The 12,293-nt window shown below is 33.8% G+C and carries 11 protein-coding genes and 1 riboswitch; of the genes, 8 read left to right on the top strand and 3 right to left on the bottom strand.

Annotation, left to right across the window (positions count from 1 at the left end; genetic code table 11):
- The 5 genes from wecB to QNH48_RS28655 all read left to right on the top strand — a co-directional run bounded on the left by wecB (position 1) and on the right by QNH48_RS28655 (position 6,625).
- Positions 1 to 1,128, top strand: coding sequence for a non-hydrolyzing UDP-N-acetylglucosamine 2-epimerase (gene wecB / locus QNH48_RS28675; protein WP_283953035.1), 1,128 nt, complete (start codon positions 1 to 3; stop codon positions 1,126 to 1,128).
- 86 nt (positions 1,129 to 1,214) lie between these two features.
- On the top strand, positions 1,215 to 2,429 hold the full coding sequence (locus QNH48_RS28670; RefSeq protein ID WP_283953034.1) for a glycosyltransferase family 2 protein: 1,215 nt from the start codon (positions 1,215 to 1,217) through the stop codon (positions 2,427 to 2,429).
- A gap of 295 nt (positions 2,430 to 2,724) precedes the next feature.
- Complete coding sequence (locus tag QNH48_RS28665; RefSeq protein WP_283953033.1) at positions 2,725 to 4,098, top strand: lipopolysaccharide biosynthesis protein; 1,374 nt, start codon at positions 2,725 to 2,727, stop codon at positions 4,096 to 4,098.
- 144 nt (positions 4,099 to 4,242) lie between these two features.
- Positions 4,243 to 5,619, top strand: coding sequence for a UDP-glucose dehydrogenase family protein (locus QNH48_RS28660; protein WP_283953032.1), 1,377 nt, complete (start codon positions 4,243 to 4,245; stop codon positions 5,617 to 5,619).
- Entirely contained in the window at positions 5,594 to 6,625 is a 1,032-nt protein-coding gene (locus tag QNH48_RS28655; protein WP_283953031.1) for a GDP-mannose 4,6-dehydratase, read from the top strand. The genes QNH48_RS28660 and QNH48_RS28655 overlap by 26 nt, the downstream gene beginning before the upstream one ends.
- A gap of 123 nt (positions 6,626 to 6,748) precedes the next feature.
- Here QNH48_RS28655 and QNH48_RS28650 read toward each other — a convergent pair whose 3' ends face one another.
- Positions 6,749 to 7,945 (bottom strand): type I restriction enzyme HsdR N-terminal domain-containing protein, encoded by a 1,197-nt coding sequence (locus QNH48_RS28650; protein ID WP_283953030.1) that lies wholly within the window; start codon positions 7,943 to 7,945, stop codon positions 6,749 to 6,751.
- Between the two features lie 100 nt (positions 7,946 to 8,045).
- Here QNH48_RS28650 and QNH48_RS28645 point away from each other — a divergent pair, with 100 nt between their 5' ends.
- The 3 genes from QNH48_RS28645 to QNH48_RS28635 all read left to right on the top strand — a co-directional run bounded on the left by QNH48_RS28645 (position 8,046) and on the right by QNH48_RS28635 (position 10,493).
- The gene (locus QNH48_RS28645) at positions 8,046 to 8,651 is read left to right on the top strand and encodes a hypothetical protein (RefSeq protein WP_283953029.1); all 606 of its coding nucleotides are present in this window, start codon (positions 8,046 to 8,048) and stop codon (positions 8,649 to 8,651) included.
- A 339-nt stretch (positions 8,652 to 8,990) separates the two neighbouring features.
- Positions 8,991 to 9,072: riboswitch (cyclic di-GMP riboswitch) on the top strand.
- A 161-nt stretch (positions 9,073 to 9,233) separates the two neighbouring features.
- Positions 9,234 to 9,884 (top strand): hypothetical protein, encoded by a 651-nt coding sequence (locus QNH48_RS28640; protein WP_283953028.1) that lies wholly within the window; start codon positions 9,234 to 9,236, stop codon positions 9,882 to 9,884.
- A 126-nt stretch (positions 9,885 to 10,010) separates the two neighbouring features.
- The gene (locus QNH48_RS28635; protein WP_283953027.1) at positions 10,011 to 10,493 is read left to right on the top strand and encodes a hypothetical protein; all 483 of its coding nucleotides are present in this window, start codon (positions 10,011 to 10,013) and stop codon (positions 10,491 to 10,493) included.
- 367 nt (positions 10,494 to 10,860) lie between these two features.
- Here the strand turns inward: QNH48_RS28635 and QNH48_RS28630 are convergent, their stop codons facing one another.
- Positions 10,861 to 11,241: a competence protein ComK gene (locus QNH48_RS28630; RefSeq protein ID WP_283953026.1), complete on the bottom strand. Its 381-nt coding sequence runs from the start codon at positions 11,239 to 11,241 to the stop codon at positions 10,861 to 10,863.
- A gap of 411 nt (positions 11,242 to 11,652) precedes the next feature.
- The gene (locus QNH48_RS28625; RefSeq protein ID WP_283953025.1) at positions 11,653 to 12,144 is read right to left on the bottom strand and encodes a sigma-70 family RNA polymerase sigma factor; all 492 of its coding nucleotides are present in this window, start codon (positions 12,142 to 12,144) and stop codon (positions 11,653 to 11,655) included.
- Between the last annotated feature and the right edge of the window lie 149 nt (positions 12,145 to 12,293).

Genomic DNA, 12,293 nt, shown 5'->3' with positions numbered 1-12,293 from the left:
GTGCGAAAATTAAAAGTCATGACAATAGTAGGTACGCGCCCGGAGATTATTAAATTGTCGGAGATAATTAAAAAATGTGACCAATACTTTGACCATGTATTGGTCCATACTGGTCAAAATTATGATTACACCCTCAATGAAGTATTTTTTGAAGAATTAGGATTACGTGCTCCTGATTACTATCTTGGTGTGGTAGGAGAAAACTTAGGCCAAACGATGGGAAATATTCTAGCTAAATCATATGAAATAATGTTACAACAAAGTCCAGATGCTGTTCTAGTTCTGGGAGACACAAACTCATGTCTAAGTGTAATATCTGCGAAAAGATTAAAGATTCCAATTTTTCATATGGAGGCCGGGAACAGGTGTTTTGATGAAAACTTGCCGGAAGAAATTAATAGGAGAATCGTTGATCATACAAGTGATGTTAACCTCTGCTATACAGAACATGCTAGGCGGTATTTAAACTATGAAGGTGTACCAAAAGAAAGGACCTACGTTGTGGGCTCACCTATGGCAGAGGTATTAATAGCTAATGAAGGTAAGATTAAAGGTAGTAAAGTATTAGAAACACTTAACCTAGAAAAGCGAAAATACATTCTACTTTCAGCTCATCGAGAGGAAAATATCGAAAATGAGCAAAATTTTATAGAACTTATGAATGCTGTTAATGCTATGGCAGAAACATATAATATGCCTATTATTTATAGTACTCATCCAAGAAGTAAAAATATAATTGAACAACGTGGATTCAAATTTCATTCTAACGTTAGGAGTTTACAACCTTTTAGTTTTTCTGACTACAACAATCTACAACTTAATGCCTGCTGTGTAGTTTCGGATAGTGGGACTATTGCTGAAGAGGCGTCTTACTTTAAATTTCCTGCTGTTTCAGTAAGGACGAGTACAGAACGCCCCGAAGTATTTGACAAAGGAAACATGATAATTGGAAGTATTACATCTGAACAGGTGCTACAAGCAGTTGATATGGCAATAGAAATGAATAGTAATAATGATTTGGGTATTGACGTTCCTACTTACACAGATGAAAATGTAAGTGTAAAGGTAGTAAAGCTTATTCAGAGCTATACTGGGATAGTTAATAGGATGGTTTGGAGGAAAGTTTGAAACTTTAATTTACAAATTTCATAATCATGTAGTAATAAATTTAGATATTTCTTTCAAAGAAATGTTTATCCGGAAGGTAGGATTAGATGAAAAAGGAATTTTTATTATCGATCGTTATCCCTACTAAAAACAGAGAAAGATATGCCAAAGCAACTATAGAACAAATATTAAATATAAATGATGATCGTATTCAAGTAGTCGTACAGGATAATAGTGATTCTTGTTTATTGCCTGGACTGTTAGTTAAATATAACGATGATAACCGGTTAAAATATGTTTATAAAAAGGGAACAATCTCATTTGTTGAGAATTTTGATCTAGCAATTAGTAATGCTGATGGTGAGTACTTGTGTATAATTGGTGATGATGATGGAATTGTTCCACAGATAGTTGATGTAGTTCTGTGGGCGAAAAATAATAATGTTGATGCTATTAAACCAGAATTAAACGCTATATACTTTTGGCCCAATTCCGAGGCACTAAGAAATAAAGTAGATGATGGATACCTAAGTATAAGTAGGATTACTACAAAAGCAAAAATTTGTAATCCATATTATGAAGTTGAAAAGTTATTAAATCAAGGAGCACAAAGGTATTTAAGTTTAGACTTGGTTAAGTTATACCATGGAGTTGTAAGAAGAGACTGCCTAGAAAAAATAAAAGATATAACAGGGAAATATTTTGGAGGATTATCACCAGATATTTATATATCTGTTGCACTCTCATTATCTGTTGAAAAAATGATAAAATTAGACTTCCCTTTGACTATTTCAGGAATATGTAATAAAAGTGGTTCGTCAGATTCAGCAACTGGAAGACATACCGGAAATTTAGAAGATGCTCCACATTTTAGAGGCCATGGTACTTATGTGTGGTCGGAAAATGTGCCTGAATTTTATAGCGTAGATACCATTTGGGCGGATTCTGCATTAGCGGCTATAAAAGATTTAAACCGCTTTGATTTATTGGAAAAATTTAATGTTGAATTTTTAGCAATTAATTGTATTATTAAATACCCGCAGTTTAAAGGTCTTATTCTGAAATTTTATAAAAGTTATTTAAGAGAAAAAGGAATATACACAATAAGACGTACAGGAACATTTTTTACTTATGGTATTAAGGGCCTTTTTAAAAAAATTAAAGTCAAATTTTGGCCAAAACAAACTGAGAATTATTATGTAAATGGTATTAAAAATATAATGAAGGCAGATATAACACTACAAAAGAAGTTATTGGAAGATGGTATTAATACAAATATGGTAATTAGTTCATTAGATGAATTAAATCAATTTAGGAATTAATATGTAATTACGGCAAACATATATTATCCTCATTTTGAGTGATAAAAATGACCTAATTTAGTTGTGTGTGATCTTATTTATTATTTCAACCTTTTATTAATAAAAGGTTGAAAAGCAGCATTCATTAATATTTACTTAATCCAACATAACACTATAAGTTTATCCAAATTGGCTCCAATAACATATATATTACCAATATGTTATAATAGACAAATTGTATTCACAATTTATAGGACTGTAAAAAAGTAGAATTAACTTATTCTTAATTCAACAAATAAAAGATTGGAGTATATATGTGTTAGGTTTATTTGGGAAATATTTAACAAATGAAAAAGATAAAGAGGTCATAAAGAATATTATTGCTTCTTTTGCTATTAAGGGCGGTGCCCTACTAATATCACTTGCCAGTTTACCTGCTTATATAAGATATTTTAATAACCAAGAAGTTCTTGGAGTTTGGTTTACGATTCTTTCTGTACTTACGTGGATACTCACGTTTGACTTTGGTATAGGAAACGGTTTGCGAAACAAATTAGTAGGGGCGATAGTCCGAAAAAATAAGACTGAAATTCTAGAAAATATATCCTCGGCTTATATAATTATCGGTGCCATAACAATCTTAGTAAGTTCTTTCAGTGTTATTATTTTTCTCTATATTAATTGGAACTCTGTATTTAATATATCTGAAACTTTGATTTCTTCCCAGACTCTGTTATTTACTATAATTTGTGCATTTTTAACAATCATGTTACAGTTTTTTTTCCGTCTTATCTCATTTATACTTTATGCTTTACAAAAATCCTTTCTAAATAATTTGATTGCTTTGCTAACTAGTGTTAGCCAGTTAATTTTTGTATTAATAGCTCCGTCATTTGATTCCGAAACCAACATGAAAATATTATCAATTGTAAATTTGATGTGTGTAAACTTACCACTGGTGGGTGCTACATTTTTTGTTTTTAAAACAAATTTAAAGGGATGTTTTCCTAGTTTAAGGTATTTTAATAAAGATGTTGCTACTGGGATACTTCATTTAGGTGGCATCTTTTTCTGGAATCAAATCATGTACACGGCTATCACTGGCACCAATGCAATTTTAATAACCCGATTTATTGGACCAAGTAGTGTTGTTGATTATCAAATTTACTATAGACTGTTTTCGATAATAGGTATAATATTCAGTTTATCATTAACGCCCATGTGGTCAGCAATAACAAAAGCATTGGCAGAAAACGATAATAAATGGATCAATAAGTACTTTAGAGTATTAAATCGATTGGTAGTGCTTGTAGTTTTACTACATTTACTTTCTATTCCTTTTATTCAATTTATAGTAGACATTTGGTTGGGTGAAAATAGTATCAATATAAATATAATAAATGCATTAATATTTGCAGTTTTTGGTAGTGTCTTCGTTTTTCAAAATGTGCTATCAACCTTTGCTTGTGGTATAGGTCAATTAAGATTACAAGCATATTTCTACACAATAGGTGTTTTTGTTAAAATTATTTTTGTTTACTTTGGTATTGAAATATATAGTAGCTGGGTAACAATTGTAATTTCAGATATTATTATATTACTCCCCTACTGTATTTCACAGTGGGCTGTATTAAAAAAACAGTTTTCTCTAGCTGCAAAAACTGGCATTAATATTCAAATTAGTAGTTAGTTACTATTCTTTAATAATAATCTTAAAGGTTTTTAAATCAAGATTTGGTGGAATCATTAAGAAATTATTTACGGTTTGTTTTGTTCAATATAACTATGTTTGTATTCCCCACACTATCTTTAAGAATAGAAAGGAAAAATTTAAATGTACAAAATTGCAGTAGCAGGAACCGGCTATGTTGGTTTAGTGGCTGGCGTATGTTTTGCCGAAGTTGGCCACCAAGTTACATGTGTTGATATAGATGAAAAAAAAGTGAACCTAATGAAGTCTGGGTTTTCTCCAATCTATGAAGCAGGTTTGGAAGAGCTAATGCAGAAGAATTATGCTGCAGGTAGAATCAATTACACTACTGATTACAAATCAGCTTATGAAAATGCTGATGCAATCTTTATTGGTGTAGGTACCCCTGAGCAGCCAGATGGTTCTGCCAATCTATCATATATTGCAACTGTCGCAAGGCAAATTGCTGAATCAGTAGTAAATGACTGCCTTGTGGTTGTGAAGTCTACAGTTCCGGTCGGTACGAATGATAAAGTAGAGCAGTTTATTCAAGACTTTTTAGTCAAAGATGTAAAAGTTGAAGTTGCCTCCAATCCTGAATTTTTGGCACAAGGTTCAGCCGTCCGTGATACACTGCATGCGGAGAGAATTATTATTGGTACTGAAAGCAAATGGGCTGAAGAATTACTTATGAATATTTATGAGCCATTTCATTTGCCAATTGTCTCAGTAAATAGAAGATCTGCAGAAATGATTAAGTATGCATCTAATGATTTCCTTGCTCTTAAGATTTCCTATATGAATGATATTGCAAATCTATGCGAACTAGTTGGTGCGGATATCCAGGATGTTGCAAGAGGCATGAGTTTTGATGAGCGTATTGGAAGCAAGTTTTTAAATGCAGGTATTGGTTATGGAGGTTCTTGTTTCCCTAAGGATACAAAAGCACTTGAATATATTGCTAGACAGCAAGGATATGAGTTAAAAACTGTTAAGGCTGCCATTGATGTGAATAAAGAGCAAAAAACGTTGTTATACAAAAAAGCTAGTAAGCGACTTATTACCTTAAATGGTCTTAAGGTTGCGGTTCTAGGATTGACCTTCAAACCAGGTACTGATGATCTAAGAGAAGCTGCATCTCTTGAGAATATCCCTTTGTTATTAGAGCAAGGTGCAGATATTTATGCCTATGATCCCATTGGAACGGAGAACTTTGCTAAGGTACATCCTGAAGGTAAAAATGGGAAGGGTAGCATCACATACGTTTCAAATATTGAGCATGCTTTAGAAGGAGCAAATGTTTGCTTTATCTTTACTGAATGGGGAGAAGTAAAAGCAGTAACCCCTGAGGCATATAAGAAATTAATGAGAACTCCTTTAGTATACGATGGAAGAAATATTTATAGTGTTAAAGAAATGCAAGAAGCAGGGGTAGAGTATCACTCGGTTGGAAGAAAACCTGCAACTAGAGAAGGATTAAAGGAGTCGAAGAATCTTGAAATACAAACCTCTAGATACTAATAAAACCTATCTTATCACCGGGGCAGCTGGTTTCATCGGGTATTTCCTATCTAAAAAGTTACTAGAACAAGGCTGTAGAGTAATTGGTATTGATAACATTAATAAATACTATGATGTTCAGCTTAAATATACTCGTTTAGAACAACTGAAACCCTTTGAGAAGTTTACTTTTATCAAAGGCGATATTTCAGACAATTTGATGATTAAAAACCTCTTCGAAGAGTACAAGCCAAATATAGTTATCAATTTGGCTGCTCAAGCTGGTGTACGTTATTCAATAGAGAACCCAGATGTTTATATTCAAAGTAATATTATAGGTTTTTATAATATTCTTGAAGCCTGCAGACATTATCCGGTAGAGCACCTTGTCTACGCATCATCTAGTTCTGTATATGGTGCAAACAAAAAAGTGCCTTTTGCAGAATCAGATATGGTTGACAATCCTGTGTCACTCTATGCAGCAACTAAAAAATCAAATGAATTAATGGCATACACATATAGTCACCTTTATAAAATACCGGCGACTGGACTGCGTTTCTTTACAGTTTATGGACCGATGGGAAGGCCGGATATGGCATATTTCGGATTTGCTCAGAAATATTTTGCCGATGAATCAATCAAGATCTTTAATAATGGTGATTTTGAGAATGACCTATATCGAGACTTTACCTTTATTGACGATATCGTAGAGGGTATAGAACGTCTTCTAAGTAACCCATCTATGGATGATAATAATGTTCCTCATAAAGTTTTTAATATTGGTAATAACAATCCAGAAAAGTTAATGACATTTATCGAAACGTTAGAGAAATGTTTAAGTAAGGCTTTAGGCAGAGAAGTATTGTTCGAGAAGGTATTTGAGCCTATTAAGCCTGGAGATGTTCCTGCTACCTATGCATCAACCGATTTATTGCAGGAAGCTGTTGGATTTAAGCCTAAAACATCGATTGAAGAAGGACTTCAGAGATTTGCTGATTGGTATTGTGAATATTATAAGGTAAATTAATACGAGGAAAACAAATAAGCCTAATAGTAAATTTTACTTATTAGGCTTATTTTGTTAATTATTTTTTCCTAAGCCAATATGATTAATTTGGAAAGGAGGTACTAGATTGAGTTGCCTTTATGGTCAAAAAAAATATAAAGTAAATGCATGTCTAAACAGTTTGTTTTCGTCTTCTTTTTTTAATTGCTTTCTCTTATATTCCCTAAAATCATCCCTAACAAGTGCATATTTGATTAACCGACCGAAAAATTCTTTAACGTCTTCTTGCTCCCAATTTAGCTGTTTTGAGTTGTCTATTAAGCCAAGTCTAACCTTTCTATCCTGGTTTATTAGTTTTGAATCCTTTTCCTCTATAAAGCTAATAATTTCTTCAAACTTCACCATACCGCTTTTCCCTAAAGTAAGCCTTCCGTTATGATTAATCAACATAAGGTCACCATGGACTTGCACGAAATCCTGAATATAAAGCTGCAAGGAATTATGGCTGTACTTATCATTGTCTATTGCAACAATTAAGTAGCCTTCTAATATGGCAATACTGATAATCTGATTGCTTCCTTTTTCATCCTCCACGATAATAGACCGATAATCACCCGTCCAATCGTACCCCGCTGCATTACCGAATTTGGTGTATCTAACTCCGATATCTTCAACGAGTTTAATGCCATACATCTCATCATATGGAATTTTCACGGTATCATCCCATAACAATTCATTCAGGTTAATAATGAAAGTTTGCAGGTTCAAGTCAGTAATTCCATGAAAGTGCCTTTTATAAAAATTAAGATTTTCCTCCTTTGTATAATCTTCAAATCTCAATCTACGATAATTAAAAGGCTCTCTTTTACTGTAAATAAAATTATATGCAGACAACAAATTCAAATAATCAGGCAAACTTTCTAAAGGGAGATATGAATTCGTTCGTTCATCCCATGTCTCTACAAACAGATCACTTCCATTTGTTACGACAATAGTGTTGGAGTAAAGGACTTCTTCATAATCGTAAACCGGATCAATAAATGGCGTTTTTTGAGATTTACATTCTACCACGAGGATGGGGACTCGTTTATTGTCTTTATCTGCATAAACGATAATATCTGCCCTACCATCAGCGGTAGGATTAAAATAAGACATGGGTACATATACCTCAAGAAGATCCTTCGGCACACCCATGTCATTAATAAGGTATTGAATAAAGCCTTGTCTGACTATTTCCTCTGGCGTAAGTAATATTAATTTCTTTCGAATGGGATCAAATATGTATTTCTTCTTCTTAATTTTATAAATCTTAGTTGGTTTATAGTTATTAAGTTGGAACATTACATTCTCCCTATCTTTTATAGAAGCTATTATCTAGTTACAAAATATTACAAAATTAGTATAACATAGAGGTGAAATAATAGATTCCTGGAGTGAGAATATGAACCAAGCAGCCGATATAATAGGCAATATTTATGTTCAGAAGTCAGCAATCATGAATAACTTGAAAGAAGAATCCGTTGCCGTCTATGCCTATATAACAAAGGAATTCAATAAAGGCAATATTACTGAGAATCCAGTTTTCCAATTTATGTATCGTTCCTATTATAGGTTAGATCACTCTGGTTTGATGCCTGAGTTTAAACAAGCCTACTTTGCGATTATGGAGGAGTTGAGAGGTTCGGTAGATATTGACCTTATTCAAATCATAGATAGGCTTTATGAGTATCCAAGAAGAAAGGGGGACAAGAGTGTACAGTTTTCCTTTGCAACTAAGCTGGCAAATACTATTAATCGCTCTTATCCTATCTATGACTCAGAAGTAGCCAAGGTCTTTGGTTTCTCAAAATATCACATTAAAAATAAAGAACAGAAGATTAAAAGATATATGAATCAATACCAGTATTTAATAAATACATATAATGTCATGACAAATGATGAGCGATTTATGGAAATGATCAAGGAGTTTGATAGAAAATTCGATGGATACCATCTCCCTATTGTCAAAAAGATAGATTTTATTATTTGGTCTGCTGGGAAGCTTTAATTCCACCTGTAATAGTGTATCGTGCGTGGGAGATTATAGAGCAACTACTCAACTCTCTGCCATTCATTGATACCTTCATGAATATCACATTTTGATTGTACTTTATCTGTAGGTATAAACTAGTAGGATTTTTTGAAAGACAAACATAAGTTTATGCAAATCATGTATTGCAATTAATGTAGAAGTTATCCAACCAAACACAGGAAAGTATCAATTGCCTTTTTAAGTTTTTTATATTAGAAGGTCGTTATAAATTCATTGTATAAATTGTAAATATAATGAATTTATATGTTTAAATATGGCAGATAAGTGGTAATATTAACCTATAACTTTAAGACTATACGATAATGGCAAACCTATTGAAAGGTAGGGACGCAAAACTAAGGGCCTAAAGCAATAGCTATTGCAGCCGGTCGCAGAAAGTAGTTGGATGTCGATAATAGATTTCGATCCACTATATAGTGGGTCTTTTTTTATTTTCTACCAGGGGGGAAGCAGAATGGGTTTTTTACGAGAATTAGGTAAATTTAGTGGAAAAGCTGCTGGGTTTGTTGTTGGCTTGCAGTCAATGTCGTTGGTGAAGTGACGGGAAGCAAATTTATCAAAGAAGTCGGAGACGGTGTGAAAAAGGCTTCTGAATTTGCAGGTGACACTTTGGGACAAGTCGTAGATGGAGCCTGGAATACGACTGCTGGATTTGTTCAAGATGATGAGAAAAGAATGGATAAAGGGTTGGGGGACATTGGGAATTCTGTTTCCCGAACCGCCAAAGGAGTGGTTGAAACAGCAAAAGGCACCTACAACAACGGAAAAGAAGTCTACGAGGGCTTTAAATACAATGATGATGATAAAATCAAAAGCGGGGTACGGAATATTGTTAGAACGGTAGCTGTAGGAGCACTTGCCGTAGGGGGTGTGGATTTGGTAGACGGTGTAGATGTGGGGGATCCAACGGGAAATCATAACATAGCTGAAAGCGGTGATACGCCAAACCAAGTACCTCAGCAAATGGCACAATCGGAAGTGGCTTCCACGATAGAAACAACGGAAGAACCAGGTATGAACCATGTTGAACCTCATTATGTCGAAGGACATTGGCGGGATGGTCAATGGATTGAAGGCTACTGGAGAGATGGCGATGGGGATACCTCTGTCAACCATACAGAGGAACAAGGTGGAGGATACCTCCGAACCAATCCAGATGGCAATCCTTTCAATAATTTGAAATCATAAGTTGTTAAGATATTGTATGAATCTATAGTTTCTAAGATTTAGATTGGGTACATTCTAGCGTAATAAGAAAATGGTTTTTGTCGAACTACTGTATTAACAACAATATACAACAGAGGAGAATGTAACATGATACCGATGACATTAAATGAGTTAGACCGTATTAGAGAAGAGTGTAAATCCATGGTCACTAAAAGAGCATCAGCCTCGGCAGCTGCAGCGGTAGTACCCGTTCCTGGGGTTGATGTAGGTGCAGACGTAGCAATTATGCTGGAGCTTCTTCCTGCAATAAATAGAAAATTTGGATTGTCCCCCGAACAAATTGATCAACTAGATGCAGCAGTTAAGGGACAAATACTAGTCATTATTTCATCACTTGGAAGTAAGTTAGTCGGGAAATTCATTACAAAAGAGGCTGTTGTGCTTTTATTAAAAAAGGTTGGTACTCGTGTAGCCGTTAAATCAGTTACAAAATTTATACCATTTGTTGGACAAGCAGTTTCAGCTGGTATTAGTTTTGGCGCCATGAAATATCTTGGAAATTCACATATAGATGAGTGCTATGAAGTTTGCAAACGGATTATTCAAAGGAATCAACACGAATCCGCGTAATAAGCCCTTCAATGATTAGAACTCTTAAGTTTGTTGACTTAAGAGTTTTTTATTTTAATATGTTTAATTGGTGGATTATCAATTCTCATTTTATAAGTAAGTTCTCAAAATTGGATGCACTAGAAAATTTCAAAAAGATAACCAACTGGGTTCTGTCTTCTCCAGTTTCGTTATCTTTAATTGATTCTCTTGAAAAAGAATGTCCTATGGATTATCAATCACTTTTTGCTTCTTAGACTTTTTTTTCTGGTATTCTTTGGTTTTTCAATGATATAAGATTATGGGTTTTTCGCATTTTCGATGGTGATTCTGCTTAACTGCTCTGCTCCTTTCCATTTGTTATTAAAAGAGTATAGTTTGGAATTGTTCATGGTATAAAACTATTTTGAAACTCTATCTGTGTTTTTCGTTTAGTGCTATGAGTTCTTATGATTTGGCGGGGATTAAACCAAATCGTATCCTCGTGTTTATGTGATTTATCGGGAAAGACACAAATATTATGTATAGGGTTGATCATGATAGGGCGCATTGTATAATTCGCCATGATGATCTTGGAAGAGTACATAGCGCCCTTTAAATTAAATCCGATACTTATTAGACTATCATCTAGAATTTCTAAAGGTGAACGATCAACGATGACAATTCGGTTGAGCTCTTTTACTAGGGTACATACTTTTGCATTACGATCATTTAACCCAAACATGTACATCATATGTTTATTAATTACATAGTGCCTTTCAATAATCAAATACATCACTCCTAAAATGTTATCATATTGATTTTTGTTTCTGATAGCAGTTAGATAATGGCTGAGATGAATACTGATACTTAATGTTTAAGAACATAAATGGAGAAAATTAGGTATTTAGTATAGTGAGGTCAAGTTGAGTAAAATGGATTATAATAGTGATTTAATAGAATGACGAGAATCAGAATTATATTTGTAAAGTGATTCTAGTAGTGCTATTTCTAATTAATAAACAATATTAAACCATTAAAGAAATAATATCATTTTTTACTATAATATTTGTACCGCTTACAAAGCACTATTGGTGGATATTTTGTTAATATTATCCGATTTTGTCAGATATTGTAAAAATATCATAAAACCCGGGCAGTTCTGGCAGTAAACACACTGCCTAGGTTGAAATGAATGCAGTTAATGGTGATTTGCAGCTATTCCCTTCAATTTTTTTATTGCCCCTAATTTCCACTGCTTAACGGCAGATACGGTCACCTTCTCACTTTTCGCTATTTCTTTAATGGATAGTTGATTTATAAATGTTTCAATTACCCATTGTGCTTCTTTTTTCGTTAAGCCTTCACAATAGGTTTGAATGGTTTCCTTCTCAAGAAAAAGTGGTGATTCCTGACCTTCAACATCTTCCCAGAATTCCTCTTCCTTTGGAAGAATGTTCTTTTCCTTATAGTGGTTGATCTGTGTCATTTCAGATAACATTTTCCCCTTAATTGAGGTGTAGGCGTAATTCGAAAAACTCCCTTTTCGTTCGTCGAAGGATCGAGCAGCTTCCCAAAGTGCAATTAACCCCGTCTGATAGAATTCATGTTTATTTTTATAAATGTGCAAGGATCGTATAATCTTTTGAATCATAGGCTGATACTGTACAACTAATTCGTCAAAGCTCTCCACTGGTAAAGTCCTTCAGGCAGCGCGCTTCCGATATATTCCTAGGTAGCTTTACCATAATTCATCCATTGAGAAACTTCGAATCACAGAAAAATGAATTTAACATAGAAAAATAGATTTAAAGGGTGAAATTTGATTCAAATTGGAACAAC

The organism is Neobacillus sp. YX16 (assembly GCF_030123505.1).
Classification (GTDB): Bacteria; Bacillota; Bacilli; order Bacillales; family Cytobacillaceae; genus Neobacillus.
This window is presented reverse-complemented; position numbering and strand designations above follow the sequence as displayed.

What these genes read in the sequence shown, in the direction of transcription:
- QNH48_RS28660 (WP_283953032.1), top strand. Translation starts at nt 4,243, where the DNA reads ATGTACAAAATTGCAGTAGCAGGAACCGGCTATGTTGGTTTAGTGGCT.
- QNH48_RS28650 (WP_283953030.1), bottom strand. Translation starts at nt 7,945, where the DNA reads ATGTTCCAACTTAATAACTATAAACCAACTAAGATTTATAAAATTAAG.
- QNH48_RS28635 (WP_283953027.1), top strand. Translation starts at nt 10,011, where the DNA reads ATGATACCGATGACATTAAATGAGTTAGACCGTATTAGAGAAGAGTGT.
- QNH48_RS28645 (WP_283953029.1), top strand. Translation starts at nt 8,046, where the DNA reads ATGAACCAAGCAGCCGATATAATAGGCAATATTTATGTTCAGAAGTCA.
- QNH48_RS28670 (WP_283953034.1), top strand. Translation starts at nt 1,215, where the DNA reads ATGAAAAAGGAATTTTTATTATCGATCGTTATCCCTACTAAAAACAGA.